This is a genomic window from Nonomuraea sp. CA-143628 (assembly GCF_050942315.1).
GTDB lineage: Bacteria > Actinomycetota > Actinomycetes > Streptosporangiales > Streptosporangiaceae > Nonomuraea.
In genome coordinates this window covers 2,927,376-2,950,960 of sequence record NZ_CP192072.1, presented here as the reverse complement: position 1 = coordinate 2,950,960, position 23,585 = coordinate 2,927,376, and the positions used below count along the sequence as shown (strand labels likewise).

Here is a 23,585-nt window from a genome sequence, read left to right as displayed (position 1 = left end):
CTCATGACTGAGCACATTCTGGAGCCGGCGGCGCAGGAGATCGCGGACGCGACCTCGAAGCCCCCGTTCCTGTACGAACTGGGCCCCGAGGGCGCCCGGAAGGTCCTGGACGACATCCAGGCCGCCCCGATCGACAAGCTCGACGTCGAGGAGAAGTGGATCACCGTGCCGGCCGAGGTCGGGGACGTACGGGTCCGCATCATCAAGCCCCCGGGCGCCACCGGCACGCTGCCCGTCGTCCTGTACGTCCACGGCGGCGGCTGGATCCTCGGCAACGCCGGCACGCACGACCGGCTCGTCCGCGAGCTGGCCGTCGGGGCGAAGGCCGCCGTGGTCTTCGTCGAGTATGACCGCTCGCCGGAGGCGCGCTACCCGGTGGCGATCGAGCAGGCGTACGCCACGGCCCGCTGGATCACCCGGGACGGTGCCGCCGAAGGGCTCGACGCCGCACGCCTCGCGGTCGCGGGCGACTCCGTCGGCGGCAACATGACGGCCGCCCTGGCCATCCTGGCCAAGCAGCGCGGCGACGTGAGGTTCGTCCACCAGTCGCTCTACTACCCGGTCACGGACGCCGCCCAGGACACCGGCAGCTACCGGGAGTTCGCCAACGGGCCCTTCCTGACCGCCAAGGCCATGGCCTGGTTCTGGGACGCGTACCTGCCGGACCACGACCGTCGCGCGGAGATCACCGCCTCACCACTGCGGGCGAGCCTGGAGGACCTCAACGGGTTGCCCGAGGCGTTCGTGATCGTGGACGAGAACGACGTGCTGCGGGACGAGGGCGAGGCGTACGCGCGCAAGCTCCTGGCGGCCGGGGTGCGCACGACGAGCCTGCGTTACAACGGCATCCTGCACGACTTCATGATGCTCAACCCGCTCCGGCAGACCGCCGCCACCACCGGCGCCGTCGAACAGGCCATCCATGTCCTGCGCAAGGCCCTCGGCACGACCTGACGCTCTCACCGCACCCGCCACGTGCCGAGTGCGGCGTATGAGTTCGATGAACGTGGATCTTGACCGTGTCTGCGTTCTTTGCTGATGCCGAGCGTCTTGCCATCGTCCGTCTCGTCCCACCTGTCCGTACTGCGCGACGCCGGCCTGCTGGCCTCCCACCGCCGGGGCCAGCAGGTGCTCTACCAGCGCACCCCGCTGGGCGATGCACTCGTCCAGCAGACCGACACCGCTCAAGACGCTTCAGACGCGGCAGACCGACACCGCCTAACGCGTGGCGATCGCTCGGGTACGAACGCGCCGCCCGTCCGGCAACATACGCACTAGAACGGCCGCCACAGTCGCCGTGACGAACGTGAATATCGACGACATCGCCAACGCATGCCCGGCCGCCGCGGCCGAATCCCTCACCGAGGTGTCGAACGACCGGAAGAACACCACCCCGATAACCGCGACCCCGAGCGCCGCGCCGATCTGCTGCGCGGTCGACAACACCCCCGACGCGATCCCGGCGTCCTCCGGATCTATCCGCGTCAGAACCGCGTTGAGCGACGGCGTGATGACCAACCCCCCGCCCGCGCTCTGCACCATCAGCGTCGGAATGACAATCCACGGCTCAAAAGGCAGCCCGTTACCCAGCACGATCGCCGTGGACGCGTACCCGACGGCGAGCACTATGGCCCCGATCTCCAGAACCCGCCGCCCGTACGCGGGGATGAGCCTGCTGGCGATCATGCTGAACACGAAGAACGTCACCGCCGCCGGCGTGTACACCAATCCCGCTCCGAGAGCCGACATCCCCAGCCCGTCCTGAAGCGATATTGAGAGCACGAGATAGTACGACGTGATCACCATGTAAATCACGAGCACCAGCACAATCCCGACGGAGAACGACCGCGCCCGAAAAAGCGACATCCTCACCAGCGGATCACCGGCTCTCCGCTCAAGGAGCACAAACACAAAGAGCATCACAGCGCTCCCACCGATTCCGGCCCAAGCCCACCAAGGCCACCCCTCGTGCTGCGCCTGAATCAGCGGAAAGGCGAGCAGGAACAGCGCGACGCTGAGCACCACAACACCCCGCACGTCCAGCCTGCGAGCCAGCGCCGCTCTGGACTCCGGCAGCCGCCTGGCCGCGAACGCGATCGCCGCCACCCCCACCGGAACGTTGATCCAGAACACCGGCCGCCACCCCGACCCGAACAGATCGGCCCCGATCAACAGCCCGCCGATGAGCTGACCGCCGATCGTCGCGAGCCCGACCACCACTCCCAGCACCCCGAAAACCCGGTGCCGCTGTTTCTCCGGCACCAACACCGCGATGACGGCGTACACCTGGGGCAACATCAACGCCGCCCCCAATCCCTGAACGAGTCGCGCCACGATGAGCACGCCCGCCGACCACGCCACCGCGCACGCGACCGACGCCAGCGTGAACGCCGCCATGCCCGTGATGAAACCCCGCTTCCGCCCCCGCAGATCGCCGATCCTGCCTCCCGTGATCAGGAACACCGCGTAAGTGAGCTGATAACCGGCCAGGATCCACTGCAGTTCACCGTCGGACGCACCCAGGTCGGCCTGAATGGCAGGCCCGGCGACGATGACGATAAACGCGTCGAGCGTCGCCATGAACGCTCCCACCAGCACCACCGAAACGACTCCCCACGGCAGCCGCATTTTGTGTGCGTCGCCATTCATGAGTTCATCGCCCCCGCGAGCCGTTTGACGACTTCGGCGGCCATAACGGCCTGTCCCGAGGTCGAGAAGTGAATGCGATCCGCACTCAGCAGATCCGGGCGCTCGTTGACGGGGTGATCCCACATGTCCACCAGCACCACGCCGTGCTCAACGGCCAGCCGACGAGTGATCGCGTTGACCGCGCGAACCCGATCCCCCCAATCCCGAAATTTCGGTACCACGAATGCCTTGCCCAGCGTGAACACCGTCACCCGAGCCCCCGTACCGACCGCCGCCTCGAACAACCGCCGCAGCCCCCGCTCGATCGCCGCGAAGTCCGGCTCCGCGCGGAACAGATCGTTGGCCCCGCACGGCACGTGCACCAGATCCGGCCCGAACGCCACCATCCGCTCCACCTGCCCGGCCAGCGTGTCGGCGGTCGTCGCCCCGACCTGCGCGAGGTTCAGGTACGCCAGCTCGGGCTGAACCCGCCGAAGCACCTCCGCGACCCGATCGGCCCACCCGGCGTCCGCGTACCCAGGACTCGGATCCCCGGTTCCCGCCGACAAACTGTCCCCGACCACGGCGAACCGCCGCCACGGCGCCCCACGAAGCAGCTCCACGGCCTGCCCGACCGGCAGGCAGAAGGGATCGTTCTCTTCAACTCTCATAAAGTAACCGTACGATCGTTCGTACACTTATCGCAACCCATGGCAAAATGGTCCCCATGAGCGACACCACCCTGGGACCGGCCACCACCGACCAGCGCCTCCTGCGTGGTGCCCGCACCAGGCAGGCCATCGCCCGCCACGCGGTGGACGTCGCCTCACTCGACGGCCTGAACGGCCTCAGCATCGGCAAACTGGCCACCGACCTGGGCCTCAGCAAGAGCGGCGTCGCGACCCTTTTCGGAACGAAGGAGAAACTCCAACTCGCCGCCGTAGCCTCGGCCCGCGAAGCGTTCCTCGACGCGGTCGTACACCCCGCCTCGACAGCGGCCCCCCACGGCGCTGCTCGGCTGCGCGCCCTGACCGACCACTGGATCTCCTACGCCGAGACCCCGCTGTTCACCGGCGGCTGCTTCTGGGCGGCGAACCTGCCCGACTTCGACAGCCGCCCCGGCCCGGTCCGCGACGCCCTGTTCGGCCACCACCGCGACTGGGTGACCCTCCTCACCACCGAATTCCGCCACGCCGCCGAAACCGGCGAGAGTGCCCCCCTGGACCCCGACCTGACGGCCTTTCAACTCGACGCGGTGCTCATGGCCACCAACACGGCCCTGCGCATCGGTGACAACACGGCCGTCCCCAAGGTCCGCCGCATGCTCGAAACCTTCCTCACCCCTCAGTAGAGGGATCACGCCCGTAGACGACCCTCAAGAATTACGCAAGGTTTCTCTTAAGCAGTCGGCGCAGACACCCGAGGATCAGCTCCACCCGAACCACCAGCCTGCACAGCTCCAGCGGGCAGCTCCAATGCCATCCCCCCGGAGGCGTTCCTGGCGCCGGGCAGGGGATCCACCGTGCGGCTGCTCCTGGGGATGAAGCCCTGACCGAACCGGGCTCGCGCCGGCTCATCGAGTGCGCGCAGATCGGCGTTGACGCCCTCTTCGGCGCGGCCCGTCGCGAGCGAGGCGCGGGTGCGGCGGAAGGCCTCTCCCATGCCTTCTTCCGCGGCCAGCGCTTCGAGCGTGCCGTCGCTCAGTTCGCGGCAGAAACCGGCGATCGTGCGGGAGATGTCGTCGTGTGCCAACAGTCTGTCCTTCGCGTCGCTCAAATGGGATCGCCGGGCACGGGTCCGGCGTTACCCGGGTCGCCCCCGCCGCGGCTGCACGGCAGGCCATAGCTGAACGCGGGCGCGGGTGTCGGCCTCGCTCTTGTCGTGGCGGTCACAGCCGGCGTCGGCGCGCGCGGCCCTCCCGGTCCACATCCGCGCGGCTCGGCCGCCGCAGCAGCCGAGCTGGTCGGTCAGCGGCTCAAGTACGGCTGAGCCGGCGCTGCTCGTCGCGCGGGTCGATCAGGGCGTAGACAGCTCCAGTGGTCAAAGATCTCCTTCTCCCGGCTGGAGGTGTCAGGTGAACCGCCCCGACTTTGATGGAGACCTCAACGGTTGATTCCGACGGGTTCGTTGGGTTGGTAGAGAGCTTCAATGGTGACTCCGCACGCCCGGTGCCGGGCAGATGAGGTGCTGATCACGGCGCATACCGGTGGCGGGCCCGCGGCCTGCCGGGCGTGCGGCACATCCTCCTCGCGGGTGCGTCGACACCCCGCCGGTCGCCCCCTTCCGCGAGTTGCTCGCCGAGGCGGGACACGTCTTCGCCAGCCCGTGCGAGGCAGCCGATGCGCTGGAGGCCATCCTGGCCGGCGGCCGGAGCGGATAGACCTGAATCGTCCTGAACGGACGCTCCCCTTACCCGGCGCGATTCCCCGACGTGACCATAAACGCAGAGGGTGGATAATCGCCGAGGCCATCAAGGCCGACGAAAGTCCAGCTCAGACACGGTTCGGTGGCTCATCACGCAGTTCACTGATCCCACGCCCCTTGGAATCATTCATCTAATCGGGCCGCGTTGCTCTCTAACAGTCCCGAGCGCCTTGAACATTGATCCCTCAGGCCAGGTGCGCCTCCACAGGAGACGCACCCTGGCGTCAAAGTGCGGGGTCGGGGTTGCGGCGCGTGATGTGCAGGTGTGTGGCGGCGCTGGTGCTGACCTGTTCGATGCAGTGGTAGCCGTCGAGGCCGCCGTTCAGGTTGTCGAAGAGGCGCTCCCCGCCGCCGATGAAGATCGGGGCGATGACGAGGTACATCTCGTCGATCAGCCTGGCCTGCAGGAATTGCCGGATGGTGGTTGCCCCTCCGGCCAGCAGGACGTCCTTGCCGTCGGCCGCGTTGAGGGCGAGCTTCAGCGCGGCTTCGGGGCCTTGGTCGACGAAGTGGAAGGTGTTGCCGCCTTCCAGATTGAAGGCGGGCCTGGGGTGGTGGGTCATCACGAAGACGTCGTTGTGGTACGGCGGGTTGGGGCCCCACCATCCTGTCCATGAGTGGTCTGGCCACTCGCCTCGGATCGGGCCGAACATGTTGCGGCCCATGATGGTGGCGCCGATGCCTTGCTCGGCCAGCTGGATCCGGTCGTTGTCCAGGCCCTCCACACCGCCGTCGAGGCCTTGCGCCGCTCGTACGGCACGGGTGGCGAACATCCAGTCGTGCATGCCGTCCACGCCGTCGCCGAACGGGGCGTCCAGGCGCTGGTTCGGACCGGCGGAGTAGCCGTCCAGGGAGAGCGTGAAGTTGTGTACGCGCAGCTTGGGCATGTCAGTGCTCCTTCGTGAACGGCCCCGGCGACCGTGCCTGGTATCCTGCGGTAGCGAATGTATCCGGCGGTATCTGATGTATCCGGCGGAAACATGGGTATAAGTTAGACACAGACATTGAGAGAACGCAACCCCGCCCGAGCGAGAGCAGGACCCGACATGTCGAGCTCCCCATTGCCGGATGCCTCCCGGCTTCTGTGGTCGAAGACCAGCAGCCAGGACAGGCGCCCCCCGCTTTCCCACGACAAGATCGCGCGAACCGCGATCGGCATCGCCGACGCCGAGGGCCTGGACGCCGTCTCCATGCAACGCATCGCCGCCGACCTCGGCTTCACGAAAATGGCGCTGTATCGCCATGTCAGCAACAAGGCGGAGCTGCTCGCGATCATGATCGACATAGCGGTGGGCGAGCCGCCCGCCGTCTCGGCGGTCCCCGGCGGCTGGCGTCCGCGCACCGAGCACCTCCTCCAGTGCCTGGCGGAGACGTGGTCTCGCCATCCCTGGCTACTCGGAGCCACTGTCGGCGAACGGCCGATGGGACCCAACGAAGTGGCCTGGACCGACCGGGCGGTCCAGGCACTGTCCGGCACCGGCCTGGGCGGCGACGAACGACTGGCGACCGCCTTCATCTTGTTCGCTCACATCCGCAACACCCAGTCCATCGCCACAGCGGGAACTCAGCCCTGGGCCTCAGGCGGACGCTTCGCCCCCACCCTGACCGAGCTGCTGCACAGCAGGCGTGATGAGTTCCCCGCACTCGCCGAAGCCGTCTCCGGTGGCGCTGACGCCTTGACGGACAACGCCCGGCGCTTCGGCCTCGACCGCATCCTCGACGGCCTGGCCGCCCTCATTGCGCAGCGGACATGACCGCGCCGGCACGCCCACTGCTGCGTCCTCATCGTCGTCTGACCGCACGCCACAGCCGTGGCATCCCGCGACGCGCACAGGCTTCCGGAAAGGATCGGATCGGGTTTGGCGCTACGTGGCGCGGTAGAGATCGCGTCGTGAGCAGTTTCCGCCACTGGCCGTTTGGCCTCATGAGAGGCATAGGCGGTGGTCGTCGGGTATGTGGGCGATCAACGAGCTCGGCGCACAGGTCGGCATCGCCGGCCAAGTCGACGGCGGGACGGCCAACGGTGACGATACCGCGCAGCAGTTCCCGTGCCTCCGACAGGCTGAAATGCCCAGCTCGATCATCGTGGGGGCAATGTCGTGCCATCCCTCACGCAGTCGGCTGGTGATCAGGAACCGGCCGCCAGGGGCACCTATCACCAGTTCGGCCACATCGGCGGGATAGGTGACGTTGTCGAGTACCACCAGCCAGCCGGTATGGGCGGCCAGCCACCGCCGCGCCCACGCCGCCCGCTCCTCCAATGCCGCCGTCGGGACAGCGCGAGCCATCTCCGGCACCAGCATCGCGGCCAGATCAGCAAGACCCACGGTGAGATTGGCCGCCGAATCAGCGTTGATCCACCACGTCAAGACATGGTCACGGGCATGCTGGTGCGCCCAATGCGCGGCCAGCGTGCTCTTGCCCACCCCACCCAGCCCGTGCACCGCCTGAACCACGGCCCCACCGGTGCAGGCCAACGCGGCATCCAACTCCGCCAGCTCCGCTGCACGGCCGACGAACAGCGCCGTGCGCAACGGCGGCGCAGGCGGCACACCCTGCGGCGGCTCCACATCCTCCGGCCTTGGCAGCCGCACCGCCAAATCCCCATCGCCCACATGCGTGGATGAGCCGATGATGTCGCCCCCAGCGGCCATCGCCCCGGTACCAGCCGCCTCCACCCGCCCGAGGCCCTGCCCGTCCGCCTCTTTGGGAGGCGGGTAACGGCGGCGGGTCACGATGTCGCCGGGTCGTCCCCGGTGACATCGGTGCGGGAGCTACGAACATCACCGCCCGCAACCGCGCCATCCCCCGACGCAGCTACCCGCACCGAACCGGCCGGTCCGCAATCCTCCGTCCCGCGCATCGTCAGCCACGCCAGCAGACCACCACCCGCCAGTACGAACGCCACCGTCGCCGCCAGGCCACGCAACACCCCACTGCTGGGTCAGCATCCCCGTAGCCACATTCACCACCGCGCCGACTACCACACCCGCCGCAGCCGCGATCGCCTGCCGCCTGCAGCGCTCACAACCGCCTCCCAGCAACAACCTCCATTGGGCGACACGCCCGCCATCCACCGAATTGTTCCCCCGCGTTCGCCCCTGATCCATCGCCACTTCGCCGCACCTGGCCGATATCGTCCGGGCAGGTAGACGTTTCTGAACGCCACGGAGGTGCGGGGATGGCGAAGAGACCGCCGAAGGGACTACTGGCGTCGACTCGTCCAGGCATACCTCGCGGCCGAAGAGGGATGCTTCGCTGTCCGCAGCCAAGCTGCCCGCGAGTTCATCCGCCTCGACATCCACCGGCGCCCGACATCCGAGGGTCCGCTGGTCGACCGACGCGTCCCCGACGACAGGAAGCCCCGCGGTACCTACGCCTTCATCAACAATGCCGGCCAGGCGAACGTGCTTGCCAACGCCTCCCGTCACCGCGAGCTCTACCCCGATGTGGAGTTCGCCGAGCCACAGCCAGCCGCTGGCGCCGGGCGGGTCTTCGCCTACGTGCGGGTCTCCTCCCGTGACCAGAACCCTCAGCCGCAGATCGACGCGATCGGGGCCTCCGGCTACGACCTGATGTTCACCGAGAAGCTCTCGGGCAAGCATGGCGTCGACCGGCCCGAATGGCGCCAACTCCTGGCGATCGCGGGCCGAGGCGACACCGTGAAGTTCTGGAAGTCCGACAGGCCGCACACGTCCTGACCACCGTCAACGACCTACGCGAACGGGGTATAAAGGTCGTCTCCCTGACAGAGAGCTTCGACCTGGACACTAAGGAAGGTCGGTTCATGTTCACTGTCCTGGCCGCCGCGGCCGAGTACGAACTCGAGCTTCGCGCCGAGCGCCAGGCCGACGGAATCGCCGCCGCCGCACGCCGCGAAGCCGAAGGACACATGCTGCCCGGCAAGAAGAAGACAGGTCGGCCCCGCGTCATCGGCCCGGCCGAGCTCGCGACCCTCCGCCGCCTTATAGACGACGGCGTCTCGGTCACCGAAGCTGCCCGCACCCTGAAGATTTCACGCTCCACCGCCTATGCCGCCATCGCCGCTAACCCGGCCTGACCCGTTCCCACAGTTTCTCCCGGTCTCCGGCAAGGTGCCCCCGGACATCTCCGGTCGCGTCCTCAGTGAGCTGCCTGCGAGAGCCCAGGCGTAGCATGCCCGACATGACGTCATGGGCTGACGAGAGCATCCACCCGTTTCGTATCGACGTACCCCAGAGCGAGCTGGACGATCTCCACGAACGTCTCGACCGCACCCGCTGGCCCGACGAGTTGCCAGGTGTGGGCTGGTCATATGGTGTCCCACGCGACTACCTCAAGGAGCTGGCGCACTACTGGCGGCACGTGTACGACTGGCGGGCCGCGGAGGCCGAGTTGAATCAATGGCCGCAGTACACCACCATGATCGACGGCGCGAACATCCACTTCGTCCATCTCCGCTCGCCCGAGCCGGATGCGACCCCCCTGCTCATGACGCACGGCTGGCCCGGCTCGATCGTCGAGTTCACCGATGTGGTCGGCCCGCTCACTGACCCACGCGCGCATGGCGGCGACCCGGCTGACGCGTTCCACCTGGTGCTCCCGAGCATCCCCGGGTTCGGTCTGTCCGGACCTACGACGCAACCGGGATGGGAATTCAAGCGAGTGGCCGCGGCGTTCGCCGAGCTAATGGCGCGTCTCGGATACGCACAATACGGAGTACAGGGCGGCGACTGGGGAGCCGCCATCTCCCGCGAGCTCGGCCGTACCCGACCCGATCGGGTCATCGGTGTCCATCTGAACCTGCTGCCGGATTCTTTCCAGGCCCAAGAACCCGACGCGGACGAGTTGACGGCGCTAACCCCGAACGAGCGCGAGCGCACGCTGGCCTCCTGGGAACGCATCAAAGCGTGGAGCCGCGAGCGTCAGGGCTATGCCGACCTCCAGGCCACCCGGCCGCAGACCTTGGCGTACGGCCTGACCGACTCGCCGGTGGGCCAGCTGGCCTGGATCGCGGAAAAGTTCAAGGAGTGGACGGACTCCAAGGACAGTCCGGAGGACGCCGTCGACCGCGACCGGATGCTGACGAACGTGATGCTCTACTGGCTGACGGGCACAGCTGGCTCCTCGGCCCGCATCTACTATGAACGGGCGCACGCCGACTACTGGGGCACGCCCCCTGAGCCATCGACGGCGCCGACCGCGCTGGCCGTCTTCCCGCAGGACAATTTCATCCCGCTGCGGCATATCGCGGACCGCACGAACACCATCGTGCAGTGGACGGAGTACGAGCGAGGCGGGCATTTCGCAGCGATGGAGCAACCGGAGCTTCTTGTCAGCGACGTCAGGACGTTCTTCCGGAACCTCCGCGAGACCGCACCCAAGTGATTGGCGCTGGTGGTGGCTTCCAGAAGATGGGCAGGTTCCCGAGCGCACCACTCCGATGGGACTTGCAGGAGTGCAGGGCCACTGACCGGGTCAGTTTCTGGTGATGGGGTTCACACGGCCTTGTCGAGGGTCTCGGAATCGATCTCGGCCAGGGCGGCGTCGAAGGCAGCGGGTTTGATGGCCAGGTCGTCGGTGGGTAGATGCCGAACCGGTTGATGTGCTCGGTGAGGTAGGGCGACAGCTGAGCAAGGAGTTCGGCCGTTCACCACCTGGGCGGCAGGACAGCGATCAGTACAGCACGACCACCATCCAGCACGGCCAGGACGGAGAACGCGGCAGCGCGGGAGATGGGCGTCCGGCCGAACATGCCGAGCAGCACGTACGGCAACGATTCAGCGATCGCCACCCAGCCCAACTATCTGGGGTTGGATGTTATGCCGGGCCGGGTGGATCAGGGCTGGCCAGCGATGGTCTGACAGCGTGGTTGCCGGTGATAACTACAGGTTCTCCAGGGAGGCGAGGAGGCTGTCGCCGGGGCGGTAGCGCCGGGTGCCGACACTGGGAGGCGCGGTTCGGGCCAAGGCCTTCTCCTTGGTGGCCAGGTCGGCGTGCAGGTAGATGTCGGTCGCTTTGGTGCCGGCGTGGCCGAGGCGTTGCTGGTGGCGATGCTGTTGTTCCGGTCGGTCTCGAGATGGTCCAGGAAACCACGTGGTCGTGGGACTGATGTGTCCGAGGTAGGTCGACAGAGCCGGCAGCAGGTGCGCGACGTCTGCTCCGGTGGCGTACCCGTTCGCCATGGTGGTCACCGCGAAGGTGTGCCTGAGGTCGTAGAGCCGCGGCTTGCCCGTCCCGGCAGGGGCGGTGATCGCCGCGGTCTTCAGCACACGGGCGAAGGCCGTGCTCGCGCTGGTGTGGTTCAGGCGGGTGCCGGCGCAGGAGACGAAGAACGCCGCGGTGGATGGATGCGGACACAGTTCGTCGCGCCGCGCCTGGTAGGCGGCGAGGTGGATGGATGCGGACACAGTTCGTCGCGCCGCGCCTGGTAGGCGGCGAGGTGCTCGGCGGTGCTGGAGTGCAGCGGGACCAGGCGGCATTTGCCGAACTTGGTGCCCCGGATCAGCAGGATGAGGCTGCCCAGATCCACATCACCGCGGTCCAGGCCCATCGCCTCGCCGGTTCGGATGCCGGTGGCGGCCATCAGACCGATGAACGCCTCAATGGTGGCGGCGCAGCGGGTTTTTGAACCTCCGGGCCGCTTGCAGCATCGCGGTGATCTCCGCCGGTGAATACAGATGGGGCTCGCAGCGGTCCCCTGTGCGTGGGAGCAGGGCTGTCGGCGGGACCTCGGTATGGGCGTCGAAGGCGGCCTGGAACCGGGCGAACTCGCGAATGACGGTCAACCGCGCCGCCCACCAGGACGTATCCGCCCCCGCCGGGGTGGTGGCCCACTCCACTGCCGCGGCAACGGTGACGTGGTCCAGCCCGCGGGTGTCACAGAAGGCGGCGAACTGACCGAGCATCCGGCCCTCGACCTTGAGTTTGTAGCCCAGGCTCCGGCGAATCGCCAGGTAGCGGTCAACGGCCTCACGCAGCGTCGTCATCGCCGACCGCCATCGGCCAGGGCCGTTGCGCAGCCAGTCGGCCAGGGCGCCGCCGACGTCGGACGGAAGCGGCATCCGGTCGATGCGGCCGCCTTTGCCCCGAACCGTCAGTTCGCCGCCGCCGCGCCAGTCGATGTCTTCCAGGCGCAGCCGCGCGACCTCCACCGCCCGCAGCCCCAGCCGGGCCATCAGCAGCAGGACCGCGAAGTCCCGCCGCCCGATCGCCGTGGACCGGTCGCACGAGGCAAGCAGCGTGGTGACTGCCTCGTCATCCGCGCCGACCGGAATCCCGCTCAGCTGCCAGCCGGCAACCGACGGCACCACCGGCGACAGGTCACGGTCGATGTCGCCTGCCGCGAACAAGAACCGCAGCAGCGACCGCAGACCCGAGGTCAACGGCTTCATCGAGCTGGTCGCGTAGTGCCGCGACATCTCCAGCACGAACGCCGTCACCGCTTGCGGAGCGATCCGGTTCAGTTCCAGCCGTCCGCCTTCGACCTGGGCGATCAAGAACTTGGCGGCCCAGTGCAGACGCAAGTCCGCCGTCTGCTCGCCGAGCCGACGCTCACGCTTCAGCCAGCGGCGATACCTCTCCAGCACCGCATCGACCGGACCCAGGGCGCGCGGCTCTTCGGCCGGGACCAGCCCAAGCCCGCGCAGCTAGCCCAGCATCGGCCGCAGCGAGCCAACCGTCCGCCACCGTCGACAGCCGCCAGCTCGCCGCGCCGCGACAAACGCGGCGATCCGCTCGGCACCCAGCTCAGCGGGAGCCACGCCCTCCTGCTCCAGCCAGCGGCTCAGATGCGCCAGCACATACGCGTGCCCCTGAGCGGTCCGGATGAAGGAGACGGTGAAGCTCCGGTGTTATGACGTCAATTCACCAGCCGCACCATCATCAGCCAGCACTGATCCATCCAGCCCGGCATAACATCCAACCCCAGATAATTGGCCTTATGCCGGGACCGGCATAAGGCCAAGAAGGTCAACGGCCGCAAGCGGTTCATCATCACCGACACCACGGGCCTGCTGATCACGGTGGCAGTGATGGCGGCGAACTGGCAGGACCGCGACGGTGCCAAAACTGCGCTGCTGTCGGCCTACCTGACCACCCCGATCCGGCACGTCTTCGCCGACCAGGGCTTCGCGGGGCGGCTGGTGGACTGGGCGCGCGGCACGCTGCGCACCACTCTGGAGATCGTGCGCAAGCCCGCTGACCAGCTCGGCTTCAGCGTCATCTCCCGCCGTTGGGTGGTGGAGAGGACGCTGGCCTGGCTGACCGCCTGCCGGCGATTGGCTCGTGACTACGAACGCGACCCCGCCGTCTCCGAAGCGATCATCCGCTGGGCTGCCATCGCCGGTATGGCGCGCCGCCTCACCCGGAGTGGCCCTGCTCGGCGACAGGCCAGAATCGTCTGCGACTAGCCAAGATCATTGATCTCAAACACTCACTGACACCCCGGCCGAGACAGGGCGCTACACGTACACGGTCGAGTGGGCGGGAAACGCCGGATACACTCCCGCGCAGGCCAGTCACGAGATGCAGATTCAGGAGTGGACCGAATAATCGTTCACCCCGGCTCGCGACGCCGCGGGACCGCCCCGTGGCGGGGCGGTCCCGCGGCGTCGCACCGCGCGTCATCTCCAGGCTCAGGCCGCGGAACCCGGCCATGGCGCTCTCCAAAATGCGATTCGTCGATGAGGTTCAGGCGCGTGACGAGTTCGCCGTCGATTGCGTATCTGAGCATGGGATCGTCGTCCTGCGGGCCCAGGCGAGGCTCAGGGCGCACCCCCCGTAGGGGTCCCTTTTCTTGCATATCAGCACTGGGGTTTCAAGTAGGAAGAGTCCACCCAGCCGTGCCTTCCGTCGGCCGTGACAATCTCCCAGTGGCCAGCAGCGTTCTGCTTTCTGGAGTATGTGACGTCGGCGTCGTGGGGCAACTGCTCGACCGCTTCGTCGTATTGGTTGCGTAACCACAGATCGCGTGAAGCGACGCGATAATGATCGCATCCGGTCGCGGCCGACTGCACATCTGATTGGCGGGCCGATGTGGCAACATTCAATGCCACGATCATTCCCAGGAGCCCTAAAAGGCCTATCAACGCCCCGGAAATACCGATGATGATCGCGCGTCGGCGGAGAAATTCACGGATCTTGTGCGGCGGCTTGGCGTCCGACATTTCAGTCGGGCCCAGTGCCATGCCCCTGGCTTTGAGAACCTCCCCGATGGCCTGGAGCTCGGCCCCCTTGAACTCCCGGGAGCCCCCCTCGCTGCGAGACAACGTGGAAACGGACATTTCAACATTTATCCGCGCAAGCTCGCGCACGATGTCCGTTTGAGTCATCTTTGCGGCTTCTCGCGCTCTTCTTACTTCCTCTCCTGTCTGCCGGTTTACGACCGCCGAAGCGATGCCGTTTTCGTGAAAATTGTCCATTTCAAGCCCCTCCGTCAAGCAGCGACCCCTAACGAGAGCCCCCAGGCTAGGCGGCCTTTCAGCGATTTGCACACGCTTTCCGAATTTTTCTCGCGGAAAACGCTCGCCGATTCGGCGGAGATCCGTAAAGAATGCGGAGCGGTCGCACAAGCGATCCGGAACTTTATTCCGACACAACTCTCCTCGACAAAGGAGCAAGATCTTGCGTCAGAAAATCGCCACCCGCTTCCCGCTCAAGAGCGCGCTGATCCTGGGCATCGCCCTGGCCTCCCAGCTCGGCACGCCGGCAGTGGCCGCGACTGCGGCGGACACGCACTACACCCACCACACGACCTTGCAGAAGGACTGCGCGATCCACGAGAACTACCCCAAGCCGGATGTCCCCGATCGGACCTGGAGCAAGGGCAGCGGCAAGGGTGTGGGGGTGCGCTACACCTACAACGAGTACGCGATGGTCCTCGACTACGCCAAGCAGGAAAGCCCCAACTGGGGCTTCATCGCCAAGTCCTGCCTCGCCGACCCGTCCGCGCGCAGCCAGGGTGGCAGCGGCGCGCCGCTGCCCGATCTGCAGGCCATCGGGGGCGACAACCAGGTGAAGGCCGTTCCCATCAGCGCGGCGCACACCGGGTCGCCGACCGGCACGCCGATCCACCTCGGCTCCGTCGGCTCCTTCCGCAGCGAGCCGAGGTCCTTCGTGATCGGCAACCTACGCGCCGGCGACGCGCTCTACATCACCACCGCCACCTGCGGCCACCACGGCCCGGAAGAGTGGATCCTCGGGTACGCGCCAGCCGCAGGCCGCTGGGGCTACGTCGAGGCCATGCACCTTCCCGCCTGCCACTGACCTCCGACCCGCAAGGAGACATCCCATGCGAATGTGGCTCGCGACACCGCTCGTGATCCTCGCCATCGCCAGCCCCGCCTCGGCCGATCCCGCACCGAGGCACGTAGACAGCGACTACACGCTCTTGCGCAGCGCACCGGGCAGCTTCATGATCGGCACCGCGTACAAGCGCTGGTCCGTACGCGTCGACGGAGGGCAGCAGACCTACGCCTGGGCCCGCGTAGGCGGCAACCTGAACCGATGCTTCTGGATCTTCTACAACGCGACCACCGCAGGTGGGCGCACCATGTCGACGGCCTGCGGCACTCCTCGCAAGTATCCGAGCGGTGAGGAATTCAAGCAACAGTTCACCAACGGCATGATCGGCTCCAACGCGCAGGGCGACGATGGCCAACCCATCAAGCTCCACCCCCATGGCGCCTGCACGGTGCAGAACGGGAAGATCGACGGCTGGGGCAACGTCGAACCGTGGAGAGCAGTGTCCAGACCCTCCCGCAGGCTTACGGGAGCACTCACCGTCGGCGTCGACGGGACGGCGACAAGCGGTGACAATCAGGTCAAATGGCGGTACGTCACCCGCGACGGTGCCTACGCCTTGATCCACGCGACCAAGTACGGGGACAACGACGGCAAGGGCCACCAAGGCTGGTTCTTCATCCGGCGGGACTGCCTGCCCATCTGACCCGGCTGGCTCACGCTCAGACGGCGTAGCGGATGTGGCCGAGGAGGCCGCAGGCGGCAAATAGGCCAAAGGAAGGTCATCATCCGCCTGCATCCTGATATGAACAGGGGCCCGCCTAGCCGAACGGGGCTGGCGCGACGAGTGGCCCGGAGGAGTCTCACCTCCGGGCCACCCGGCAGGCCATGCCTTCTCCCTCAGGTCCGCGCCTCAGGGCCCAGCACCCGCTCCGGGGTGTCCAGCCAGATTTGCCGGCCCCCCGGAGTGACGGTGACGCCGAAGTCACGCCAACCCGGCTCGCCCCAGGACACCCACCGGGCGTACGCCTGAAGAACCTCATCCCACAACGGCCGGTCGCCAGACTGCTGGACGGCGATCCTCGAGCCCGGCCTGCACGTGACCGCGGCCCACGAGCGTGGCACATCAGGGTCGGACAGCCACATGCGCCACCATTCGCCGCCCTCGTCGGTGCCGCTGTTGGTGGTCGTGACGATCCCGGTCAGCGCGGACACGGTCAGGTCCAAGCCCGCGTTGATCTGGTCGAACGCCCGCGGGTCGAGCGCGGCTCCTTCGCCTCGGCGAGTCGCTGACCGTGATCGCATGGCTACGATACGAGGCGAGGAAGAGGTGATGCGGCCCACCGCGATCACCAGCACGTTCGCGGCGGCGACAGCGTCGCCGCCGCGAAGTGGGTCGCCTCAATTCCCGCAGGTGGCGAAAGGCCGGGACCGTCAGGCGATGCCGTAAGCGCGCGCGACGGTCTGGACGAGCTTCGTTCCAAAGGCGTCGGTGACGGCAACGCGGAGGGAGGCGAACGCCGGCGTACGCGGGTTCCGGATGGCGGCCGTCCAGCTGGATCCGGACGGTGTAACCGGAATCGGCCGCCACGACTTTCCATCGTCGAAGGACGCTTCCAGCTGTACGGACCTCACTTTCGCCGCGGCGCTGCCGGGATTGCGCTCCAGCCACATGGGCACCCTGGTCACCGTGCCGGGTTTAGCCTGGTTGAGGAGGTTGAGGTCGGCGGGGGTGAACCGCATCGCCGTGAGTGGCAGCGGCTGTCGCTCCGTGGTGTGCGCCGAGTCGAACTCCCACGTCGTCTCCACCGCCGTGGACAGTGCCGAGTGCGGGACCTGCCTGTGCATCGTCATGCTGAGCGTGTACCTGGCCGATTCCCGAGGCATGGCGGCGTTGAACGCGCAGGACGAGGCGTCGGCGATGTCGCAGCCGGACAGGTCGGCCTTGGCGAGCACCTGCCCGCCGGTGCTGACAGTCGCGGTACCGGTGGCCGCGCTGTCCGCCCCGGTGCGGCCCGCGACGCCGTCGGCGAAGAGCCGGCCGGCGTGGACGGTCAGGTCGTCACCGGTGCGAGCGCCGGTGGGGGTGCTCAGCGACGGGCCGGAGACCGCCGCGTTCCACACTTCCCGAGTGTGCCCGGGCTTCATGACCCTGCCCTGGTCGGAGACCACCGTGGTGCCGGTCTGCAGCATGCTGTCCCAGACGATCCCCGGCGTGCGGTAGTACGTGACGGTGCCCGGCAGGTTCACTTCGGCCAGGGTCGACTCGGCGAAGGCGCCCGGGGCATCGCCGAACCGCGGCGAGAAGGACGGCTTGGCCTTGACGGCGACTCCGAAGGCCCGGTAGGTCGCGGTCACCTTGGCGAGCTTGTCCCGTTCGGCGGTGTACGACGGGTCCTCGGGTAGCCCGCCGACGCGGTAGTCGGCCAGGTCGTAAACGTATGGATGCCCGGAGGGGTCCGTGCCGTCCCAGAGGGTCCTGACCATGTAACGCAGGCCGGCCTCCCGGACGGGGATGACGAAGAGGTCCTGCCGGATATCGAGGTCGGCGCCCCAGTTCACTTCCCACGACCCGTTGCCGAGCTGGACGAAGACGGAGGCACGGGGGGTCGCCTGCGGATCGTCGACCGCGAAGCGGACCTGCCGGGCCTGGCGGCCGTCCAAGATCACCTTCCGGTCGGCGTCCACCTTTAGAGCGGTGTGGGCGATAGTGATCTTGTCGGCGGAGTCGTAGATCTCGGCGTACAGGTTCCACTCGCCCTTCGGCAGCCTGATCACGCCGGTCGCGCCGGTGAAGACCCGCTGTCGCATCTCACCGGTCCCAGGGCGGTAGGCCTGGGTGAAGAGGTCGGTCACGTCGCCCTCTTTGCCGGTGGCGGTGAGTGTCACGTCGTACGACTCCGGCTCGACGTACGCGCCGGCCAGCGTGCGGATCGTCGTCTCGCCGGAGGTGGCGGTGATGGTTCCGGGGTAGTCGCCGGGCGCCTTGCCATCGGCGTCGATGGTCAGCGTGACCGAGGCCGTCCCTTTGGCGGGCACATCGAGTCGCCGGGTGGACAGTTTCAGCGTGCCGCCGTCGGCGGTGAGGTCGAGGGTGACGGGCGCGTCACCGGAGTTGGCGTACGTGATGGTTGTGGTCCGGCTCCGCCCGGAGCCGTCCCAGGGGAAGGCCGCCCAGACGTTGGCCTGATCGGCCAGGACCGGCTGGGTGACCGCCCGCGCCACATCCACCCGGCCCGCGCCCGCTTCGTACGGTGTCGCCCCGTCCATGGGCTTCGCGCTGCCGACAAGCGCGGCCTTGAGCTGTCGGCCGGTCCAGTCCGGGTGCTGTCCGGCGAGGATCGCGGCGGCTCCGGCCACGTGCGGGGCCGCCATCGAGGTGCCGCTGTGGGCGACGTACGGGCCGTCCGCGGTGCCCTCGGCGGCCGCGGCCATGATGCCCACGCCGGGCGCGGTGAGGTCTGGTTTGACCGCGTGGTCGCCTTCGCGCGGCCCCTTGCTGGAGAAGCCGGCCAGCCGATCCTCACGGTCGACGGCGCCGACGGTGAGCGCGGCGTCGGCGCTGCCGGGGCTGGAGACGGGAAGATCGCGGCGATTGCCCGAGGAAACCACGAACAGCGTGCCCGTACGCTCGGACAGCGTGTTCACCGCCTGCTCAACGGGGTCGAGTTCCGGGGTGTCAGGCGAGCCGAAGCTCATGTTGACCACCTTCGCCTTGACCTCGGCGGCGGCCCACTCCATGCCCGCCAGGACGGCGGAATCGCGCACGTACCGGCTGCCGACCTTGCCGATCGCCAGCTTGGCACCGTAGGCCACGCCCCGGTACTTCTCGCCGGCACCGGCGACGATGGAGGCGACGTGGGTGCCGTGCCCGACGGTGTCGCGCATGTCCGCGTCGTCACTGAAGTTCCGCTCCTGTACGACGACACCCTTCAGATCGGGATGGCCGGCGTCGTAGCCGCTGTCGAGCACGGCGACCGTGACCCCCTTGCCCGTCAGACCACGCTCCCAGGCCTGCGTCGCACCGATCTGCTTGACGCTGCGGTCGAGGTCGAAGGTGCGGCGGCCGTCGAGCCAGAGCTTCGTCTTCGCGGTGCCGAGAGCGCGGGTGCCGCCGGTCAGATCCTTCCACGTCTGGGCGGCGCTCACCTTCGGCACGCTGAGCGCGTTCATGCCGAGACCGAGCAGGCTCCGGGTCGTCCGGGCACCCGTGGGCGCCTGCGCGGACTGGATGATCAGCGGGATGTCGGACGTGCCGACGTCGTCATAACCCCACGCCAGGAGCTGGGTGATGTCGAACAACCGCCGATCCAGCAGGCCCTGCGCCAGCAGCGGCCGGGCGTCGGACGGGATCACGTACACGTGGCCGTCGATCACCTGCCGGGTGAAGCTCACCCGTCTGCCCAGCCCTGGCTCCACGCGCTGGTACGCACCGGTGACCACGACGCGGTCGCCGGTGATCAAGGTGACACCGCCTGGCCCGGCCGCCTCCGCGGGCGTCGCCGCGTGTGCGGGGGTCGCGCCGATCAGGACGGCCAGGACGGCACTTAACGATCTTCTGAGCATGGAGCGAGACGATACTACGTTGAACGTATATAGCCAACACCCCGCCCGCGCACGCGGACGGTTCTCAGGATCCGGACATCAGGTGGTCGGCGAACCAGTCGGCGACCAGCGCGTCGCGCTCGGCCGCGTGGTTGTAGAGCGTGCGCTCGCCATCGAGCCACGTGCGCAGCACCCCACTGGAACCGGCCGTTTCGACGAAGGGGGCCAGAGTCGCTGGGTCGCCGCAGAATGTAAATCCATATTCGCATTAAATGCGAATATGAGTTCACAGACTCAGTGCGAGCTCAGCAGGTAGGCCGTGACGGCTCGCCGCAACTGGTCGATCAGCTCCGGCCAGGGCAGGGGGCGGCGCGACTCCAGGTATTCACCGTGGATGATCCGGTGGGCGCAGGTCGCGTAGATCATCCGGTAGGCGAAGTCGATCGCCGCCTCGACGTCCGGGTGATGCCGCAGCGCCGGTGCCGCCAGCAGGACCGTGTCGCGAAAGACCTGGTTGCCCTGGACGCTGACGGCCGAACCGTGCGCGAGGACCGCCGGGTTCTGGGTGCCCAGCAGCATGAACACCCGCATCAAGGCGGCATGGGAGTGCAGCGACCCGGCCGCGCCCTCCACCGCCGCGGCGATCACCACGTCGGGAGGCGTCGCCGCCGACAGGTCGAGGTCGGCCAGGCGCCGGAAGAACTCCGCGGCCAACTCGTCGGTGAACCGGGCCTGGAGGGCCAGCAGCAGCCGTTCCTTGTCGCCGAACCGCCGGTAGACGCTGCCCACCGACACCTCGGCGGCCTCTGCGACCGCGACGACGGTCAGCGCCTCCGGTCCGCCCTCTTCCAGGAGGCGGATGCCGGCCTCGAAGATGCGATTCTGGGTCTCACGGCTGCGTGCCTGGCGGGCAACCGGCGTCGGGGACGCGTCGCTACTACTCACTGCGAAAGTGTAGCGAGATGGTTGACAACCTCAAGCGCAAAACCGGAATATTAGTTCACATCACCGTGTGAGGACCAAACATGACCGCACCTGCGGCGCACTTCAGCGAGGAGCACTCCGCCGAGATCGTCGCCGCGACCTTCGCCGACACCCCGGACCCGCGCTTGCGCGCCATCATGACCTCGCTCGTACGGCACCTGCACGCGTTCGTGAAGGACGTCGAGCCCACGATCGAGGAGTGGACGGCCGCGATCGGCTTCCTCACCGAGGTGGGCGCGACCTGTACGCCGGTCCGGCAGGAGTTCATCCTGCTGTCCGACGTTCTCGGCGTGTCCATGCTGGTGGAGACCATGAACAACCGCGCGGGCGAGGCCACGGAGTCCACCGTGGAAGGGCCGTTCCACGTCGTCGAGTCGCCACCGCGTGAGCTCGGCGCCGACATCGCGCTGGACGGGAAGGGCGAGCCGTGCCTGGTCACCGGCACGGTCAGGACAACTGATGGCACTCCAGTTCCCGGCGCCGCCGTGGACGTGTGGCAGGCCAACGCGGACGGCTTCTACGACGTACAGCAGCCCGATCGCCAACCCGAGCGCAACCTGCGCGGGCTGTTCACCACCGACGACGAGGGACGCTTCTGGTTCCGGTCGATCGTGCCCCGGCACTACCCGATCCCCTCCGACGGGCCCGTCGGCCGGCTGCTCCAGGCGACCGGGCGCCACCCGAACCGGCCCGCGCATGTGCACTTCGACGTCCGGGCCACCGGCTTCCGCCCCCTGGTCACCCACCTGTTCGTCGCGGACACGCCCTACATCGACTCCGACGCGGTCTTCGGCGTGAAGGACAGCCTCGTACGCGAGTTTCCCACCGTCGACGACCCCGTCCGGGCGGCCGAGGCCGGCCTGCCCAACCCGTTCCGTACCGTTCACTTCGATGTGGTGCTCCGTCCTGAGGAGCCCCGGCCGTGACCCCGTTCACCTACCACGCCCTGCCGATGCGGGTGGTCTTCGGCGTCGGCGCCGTGAAGTCGCTGCCCCAGGAGATCGAGCGCCTGGGACACCGGCGGGCGCTGGTCCTCTGCGGCCCCGAGCAGGAGTCCACCGGCCGGATGATCGCCGACGCGCTCGGCGGCCGCTCGGCGGGGCTCCTGGCCGAGGCCCGCATGCACGTACCGCTGGAGATCGCCGACCTCGCCCGGGACCGAGCCCGAGCGCTGGGGGCCGACTGCTGCGTCGCCGTCGGCGGCGGCTCGGCGATCGGCCTGGGCAAAGCGGTCGCCCTGACCCACGGGCTGCCGGTCCTCGCCGTCCCCACCACCTACGCCGGTTCGGAGATGACGCCCATCTGGGGGCTGACCGAGAACGGACGCAAGCGCACCGGCCGGGATCCGCGCGTCCTGCCGGTCAGCGTCCTCTACGACCCCGAACTCACCCTCACCCTGCCCACCGCCCTGTCGGTGACCAGCGGGATCAATGCCGCCGCGCACGCCGTGGAGGCCCTGTACGCGCCCGACACCAGCCCGATCATCTCGCTGATGGCCGAGGAGGGCGTCCGTGCCCTCACCACCGCTCTGCCCGCCCTCGTACGCGACAACGGCGACCTCGAAGCCCGCGAGCAGGCCCAGTACGGAGCCTGGCTGAGCGGCGCCTGCCTCGGCGCCACCACGATGTCGCTGCATCACAAGCTGTGCCACAGCCTCGGCGGCACGCTGGGCCTTCCCCACGCCCCCACGCACACGGTCGTCCTCCCCCACGTTCTCGCCTACAACCAGCCGGGCGCGCCACAGGCCGTGGCCGCGCTGCGCCGCGCGCTCGGCGACACCCCGGACCCGGCGCGCCGCTTGTGGGAGCTCGCCGGCGAGCTCGGCGCCCCGCGGTCGCTGCGGCAGCTGGGAATGGCGGAGACGGACATCCCCCGGATCGTCGACGAGGTGCTCGCCGACCCGTACGCCAACCCGGTCGAGGTCACCGCGGAAGGTCTGACCGGGCTCCTGCGTACCGCATGGGCGGGCGAGCCTCCCGACCTCGATCACTCAGCCTGAGCGTTGAGTCTGCCGGCGGGCACTCGCTCGATGCGGGTCCAGCCCCGCCAGCCCCGCTCCTCCAGGATCGCCAGGATCCGCGCGGCGCCCGGTGAGGACTCGACCATGGCCGAGTCCATCAGGTCGACGAACCGGTCGTCGACGCCCTGGGCAGCACCCACCTCGCCGGCCTCCACAGCGCGAATCGCCAGGCGCTCCAGGATGTCGGCGATCTCGACGACCCGCGGATCGTTGGCCGCCCAGTCGAGTGGCCCGCTGAGAAAGCCGTACAGCCGCAGCATGTCCGGGTCGTCCAGCTGCTCGTGCTTCTTGGCGATCACGGCGTCGATCAGGTGCGGCACTTGGGCGGCGACCAGGATCCAGCTGTCCCGCTCCAGCTCGATGTACCGCTCGTCGACGCCGAGGCCGCGCAGCCGGTCGAGGTAGTCGACGACACTCCGCGGGAGCGCCAGGTGCTCTCCGGCGGCGAGCCGGGCGAGCCGTTCGCGAGTGCCCCGCAGCCGCCGGATCTCGGCGCGCAGTTCCTTGTCGATCTCCTGGACGCCATCGGCGAACTCCTCCGGGCCGGCGTCGAGGAGTTCCTGCACACGGGCCAGCGGTACGCCGGCGTCGGCCAGGGTGTGGATCCGGATCAGCCGCACGATCGCGGCGGTGTCGTAGGTCCGGTATCCGGAGCGGTCGCGTTCGGGCTCCGGCAGCAGCCCGATCTGGTGGTAGTGGCGTACCGCCCGCACCGTCACGCCGGCATACGCCGCAAGCTGGCTGATGGTGAGCATGATCTCAG

Annotated in this window: 24 protein-coding genes and 1 pseudogene; 11 read left to right on the top strand and 14 right to left on the bottom strand. The window is 68.2% G+C overall.

The window, feature by feature from the left end; genetic code table 11:
* Window positions 1-3: 3 nt before the first annotated feature.
* On the top strand, window positions 4-954 hold the full coding sequence (locus ACQP2T_RS13920) for an alpha/beta hydrolase (RefSeq protein WP_433516562.1): 951 nt from the start codon (window positions 4-6) through the stop codon (window positions 952-954).
* A gap of 264 nt (window positions 955-1,218) precedes the next feature.
* On the opposite strand, the gene ACQP2T_RS13915 is transcribed toward ACQP2T_RS13920, so the two are convergent.
* Both ACQP2T_RS13915 and ACQP2T_RS13910 read right to left on the bottom strand, forming a co-directional pair.
* Window positions 1,219-2,649 (bottom strand): MFS transporter, encoded by a 1,431-nt coding sequence (locus ACQP2T_RS13915; RefSeq protein WP_433516561.1) that lies wholly within the window; start codon window positions 2,647-2,649, stop codon window positions 1,219-1,221.
* A complete protein-coding gene (locus ACQP2T_RS13910) occupies window positions 2,646-3,299 on the bottom strand; it encodes an SGNH/GDSL hydrolase family protein (RefSeq protein ID WP_433516560.1) in 654 nt (217 codons plus the stop codon). The genes ACQP2T_RS13915 and ACQP2T_RS13910 overlap by 4 nt, the downstream gene beginning before the upstream one ends.
* A gap of 56 nt (window positions 3,300-3,355) precedes the next feature.
* On the opposite strand from ACQP2T_RS13910, the gene ACQP2T_RS13905 reads away from it, so the two are divergent.
* Window positions 3,356-3,979 (top strand): TetR/AcrR family transcriptional regulator, encoded by a 624-nt coding sequence (locus tag ACQP2T_RS13905; protein ID WP_433516559.1) that lies wholly within the window; start codon window positions 3,356-3,358, stop codon window positions 3,977-3,979.
* A gap of 47 nt (window positions 3,980-4,026) precedes the next feature.
* On the opposite strand, the gene ACQP2T_RS13900 is transcribed toward ACQP2T_RS13905, so the two are convergent.
* Both ACQP2T_RS13900 and ACQP2T_RS13895 read right to left on the bottom strand, forming a co-directional pair.
* Window positions 4,027-4,380, bottom strand: a complete 354-nt coding sequence (locus ACQP2T_RS13900; RefSeq protein WP_433516558.1) for a hypothetical protein — start codon at window positions 4,378-4,380, stop codon at window positions 4,027-4,029.
* 896 nt (window positions 4,381-5,276) lie between these two features.
* Window positions 5,277-5,939: a dihydrofolate reductase family protein gene (locus tag ACQP2T_RS13895; protein WP_433516557.1), complete on the bottom strand. Its 663-nt coding sequence runs from the start codon at window positions 5,937-5,939 to the stop codon at window positions 5,277-5,279.
* Window positions 5,940-6,098: 159 nt separating this feature from the next.
* Between ACQP2T_RS13895 and ACQP2T_RS13890 the strand changes: the two genes are divergently transcribed.
* Entirely contained in the window at window positions 6,099-6,806 is a 708-nt protein-coding gene (locus tag ACQP2T_RS13890; protein WP_433516556.1) for a TetR/AcrR family transcriptional regulator, read from the top strand.
* Between the two features lie 168 nt (window positions 6,807-6,974).
* Here ACQP2T_RS13890 and ACQP2T_RS13885 read toward each other — a convergent pair whose 3' ends face one another.
* Complete coding sequence (locus ACQP2T_RS13885) at window positions 6,975-7,787, bottom strand: AAA family ATPase (protein WP_433516555.1); 813 nt, start codon at window positions 7,785-7,787, stop codon at window positions 6,975-6,977.
* 438 nt (window positions 7,788-8,225) lie between these two features.
* Here ACQP2T_RS13885 and ACQP2T_RS13880 point away from each other — a divergent pair.
* The 3 genes and pseudogenes from ACQP2T_RS13880 to ACQP2T_RS13870 form a co-directional block, all read left to right on the top strand.
* Window positions 8,226-8,872 (top strand): annotated as a pseudogene (locus ACQP2T_RS13880) (recombinase family protein); the annotation flags it as partial.
* Window positions 8,873-8,944: 72 nt separating this feature from the next.
* Entirely contained in the window at window positions 8,945-9,112 is a 168-nt protein-coding gene (locus ACQP2T_RS13875; RefSeq protein ID WP_433519771.1) for a helix-turn-helix domain-containing protein, read from the top strand.
* 104 nt (window positions 9,113-9,216) lie between these two features.
* Window positions 9,217-10,419: an epoxide hydrolase family protein gene (locus ACQP2T_RS13870; RefSeq protein ID WP_433516554.1), complete on the top strand. Its 1,203-nt coding sequence runs from the start codon at window positions 9,217-9,219 to the stop codon at window positions 10,417-10,419.
* A 262-nt stretch (window positions 10,420-10,681) separates the two neighbouring features.
* On the opposite strand, the gene ACQP2T_RS13865 is transcribed toward ACQP2T_RS13870, so the two are convergent.
* The 4 genes from ACQP2T_RS13865 to ACQP2T_RS13850 form a co-directional block, all read right to left on the bottom strand.
* Window positions 10,682-10,825 carry a hypothetical protein gene (locus ACQP2T_RS13865; RefSeq protein WP_433516553.1) on the bottom strand — a complete coding sequence of 48 codons (144 nt, stop codon included), beginning with the start codon at window positions 10,823-10,825 and terminating at the stop codon, window positions 10,682-10,684.
* 91 nt (window positions 10,826-10,916) lie between these two features.
* Entirely contained in the window at window positions 10,917-11,441 is a 525-nt protein-coding gene (locus ACQP2T_RS13860; RefSeq protein WP_433520027.1) for a hypothetical protein, read from the bottom strand.
* Window positions 11,336-11,584, bottom strand: a complete 249-nt coding sequence (locus ACQP2T_RS13855) for a hypothetical protein (protein WP_433519770.1) — start codon at window positions 11,582-11,584, stop codon at window positions 11,336-11,338. Before ACQP2T_RS13855 ends, ACQP2T_RS13860 begins: the two co-directional genes overlap by 106 nt.
* 49 nt (window positions 11,585-11,633) lie before the next feature.
* Window positions 11,634-12,620, bottom strand: a complete 987-nt coding sequence (locus ACQP2T_RS13850) for a tyrosine-type recombinase/integrase (protein WP_433516552.1) — start codon at window positions 12,618-12,620, stop codon at window positions 11,634-11,636.
* A gap of 345 nt (window positions 12,621-12,965) precedes the next feature.
* Between ACQP2T_RS13850 and ACQP2T_RS13845 the strand changes: the two genes are divergently transcribed.
* On the top strand, window positions 12,966-13,442 hold the full coding sequence (locus ACQP2T_RS13845; RefSeq protein ID WP_433516551.1) for a transposase: 477 nt from the start codon (window positions 12,966-12,968) through the stop codon (window positions 13,440-13,442).
* Between the two features lie 393 nt (window positions 13,443-13,835).
* Here the strand turns inward: ACQP2T_RS13845 and ACQP2T_RS13840 are convergent, their stop codons facing one another.
* Window positions 13,836-14,471 (bottom strand): hypothetical protein, encoded by a 636-nt coding sequence (locus tag ACQP2T_RS13840; protein ID WP_433516550.1) that lies wholly within the window; start codon window positions 14,469-14,471, stop codon window positions 13,836-13,838.
* Window positions 14,472-14,655: 184 nt separating this feature from the next.
* Here ACQP2T_RS13840 and ACQP2T_RS13835 point away from each other — a divergent pair, with 184 nt between their 5' ends.
* Together ACQP2T_RS13835 and ACQP2T_RS13830 are read left to right on the top strand one after the other, a co-directional pair.
* The gene (locus tag ACQP2T_RS13835) at window positions 14,656-15,297 is read left to right on the top strand and encodes a hypothetical protein (protein WP_433516549.1); all 642 of its coding nucleotides are present in this window, start codon (window positions 14,656-14,658) and stop codon (window positions 15,295-15,297) included.
* 25 nt (window positions 15,298-15,322) lie between these two features.
* Entirely contained in the window at window positions 15,323-15,979 is a 657-nt protein-coding gene (locus ACQP2T_RS13830; RefSeq protein WP_433516548.1) for a hypothetical protein, read from the top strand.
* A 194-nt stretch (window positions 15,980-16,173) separates the two neighbouring features.
* On the opposite strand, the gene ACQP2T_RS13825 is transcribed toward ACQP2T_RS13830, so the two are convergent.
* The 3 genes from ACQP2T_RS13825 to ACQP2T_RS13815 form a co-directional block, all read right to left on the bottom strand.
* Window positions 16,174-16,578 carry a hypothetical protein gene (locus tag ACQP2T_RS13825; protein WP_433516547.1) on the bottom strand — a complete coding sequence of 135 codons (405 nt, stop codon included), beginning with the start codon at window positions 16,576-16,578 and terminating at the stop codon, window positions 16,174-16,176.
* 129 nt (window positions 16,579-16,707) lie between these two features.
* Window positions 16,708-19,839, bottom strand: coding sequence for a S8 family serine peptidase (locus ACQP2T_RS13820; RefSeq protein ID WP_433516546.1), 3,132 nt, complete (start codon window positions 19,837-19,839; stop codon window positions 16,708-16,710).
* A gap of 273 nt (window positions 19,840-20,112) precedes the next feature.
* Window positions 20,113-20,763: a TetR/AcrR family transcriptional regulator gene (locus ACQP2T_RS13815; RefSeq protein ID WP_433516545.1), complete on the bottom strand. Its 651-nt coding sequence runs from the start codon at window positions 20,761-20,763 to the stop codon at window positions 20,113-20,115.
* 80 nt (window positions 20,764-20,843) lie between these two features.
* Between ACQP2T_RS13815 and ACQP2T_RS13810 the strand changes: the two genes are divergently transcribed.
* Together ACQP2T_RS13810 and ACQP2T_RS13805 are read left to right on the top strand one after the other, a co-directional pair.
* Window positions 20,844-21,728, top strand: a complete 885-nt coding sequence (locus ACQP2T_RS13810) for an intradiol ring-cleavage dioxygenase (RefSeq protein ID WP_433516544.1) — start codon at window positions 20,844-20,846, stop codon at window positions 21,726-21,728.
* On the top strand, window positions 21,725-22,801 hold the full coding sequence (locus ACQP2T_RS13805; protein ID WP_433516543.1) for a maleylacetate reductase: 1,077 nt from the start codon (window positions 21,725-21,727) through the stop codon (window positions 22,799-22,801). The genes ACQP2T_RS13810 and ACQP2T_RS13805 overlap by 4 nt, the downstream gene beginning before the upstream one ends.
* Here the strand turns inward: ACQP2T_RS13805 and ACQP2T_RS13800 are convergent.
* Entirely contained in the window at window positions 22,789-23,577 is a 789-nt protein-coding gene (locus tag ACQP2T_RS13800; RefSeq protein WP_433516542.1) for a MerR family transcriptional regulator, read from the bottom strand. The two genes, ACQP2T_RS13805 and ACQP2T_RS13800, sit on opposite strands and share 13 nt — an antisense overlap.
* Window positions 23,578-23,585: the final 8 nt, after the last annotated feature.

Coding starts and splice junctions, on each gene's coding strand:
- ACQP2T_RS13920 (WP_433516562.1), top strand. CDS start 4: ATGACTGAGCACATTCTGGAGCCGGCGGCGCAGGAGATCGCGGACGCG.
- ACQP2T_RS13915 (WP_433516561.1), bottom strand. CDS start 2,649: ATGAATGGCGACGCACACAAAATGCGGCTGCCGTGGGGAGTCGTTTCG.
- ACQP2T_RS13910 (WP_433516560.1), bottom strand. CDS start 3,299: ATGAGAGTTGAAGAGAACGATCCCTTCTGCCTGCCGGTCGGGCAGGCC.
- ACQP2T_RS13905 (WP_433516559.1), top strand. CDS start 3,356: ATGAGCGACACCACCCTGGGACCGGCCACCACCGACCAGCGCCTCCTG.
- ACQP2T_RS13895 (WP_433516557.1), bottom strand. CDS start 5,939: ATGCCCAAGCTGCGCGTACACAACTTCACGCTCTCCCTGGACGGCTAC.
- ACQP2T_RS13890 (WP_433516556.1), top strand. CDS start 6,099: ATGTCGAGCTCCCCATTGCCGGATGCCTCCCGGCTTCTGTGGTCGAAG.
- ACQP2T_RS13875 (WP_433519771.1), top strand. CDS start 8,945: ATGCTGCCCGGCAAGAAGAAGACAGGTCGGCCCCGCGTCATCGGCCCG.
- ACQP2T_RS13870 (WP_433516554.1), top strand. CDS start 9,217: ATGACGTCATGGGCTGACGAGAGCATCCACCCGTTTCGTATCGACGTA.
- ACQP2T_RS13855 (WP_433519770.1), bottom strand. CDS start 11,584: ATGGGCCTGGACCGCGGTGATGTGGATCTGGGCAGCCTCATCCTGCTG.
- ACQP2T_RS13830 (WP_433516548.1), top strand. CDS start 15,323: ATGCGAATGTGGCTCGCGACACCGCTCGTGATCCTCGCCATCGCCAGC.
- ACQP2T_RS13825 (WP_433516547.1), bottom strand. CDS start 16,578: ATGCGATCACGGTCAGCGACTCGCCGAGGCGAAGGAGCCGCGCTCGAC.
- ACQP2T_RS13820 (WP_433516546.1), bottom strand. CDS start 19,839: ATGCTCAGAAGATCGTTAAGTGCCGTCCTGGCCGTCCTGATCGGCGCG.
- ACQP2T_RS13810 (WP_433516544.1), top strand. CDS start 20,844: ATGACCGCACCTGCGGCGCACTTCAGCGAGGAGCACTCCGCCGAGATC.
- ACQP2T_RS13800 (WP_433516542.1), bottom strand. CDS start 23,577: ATGCTCACCATCAGCCAGCTTGCGGCGTATGCCGGCGTGACGGTGCGG.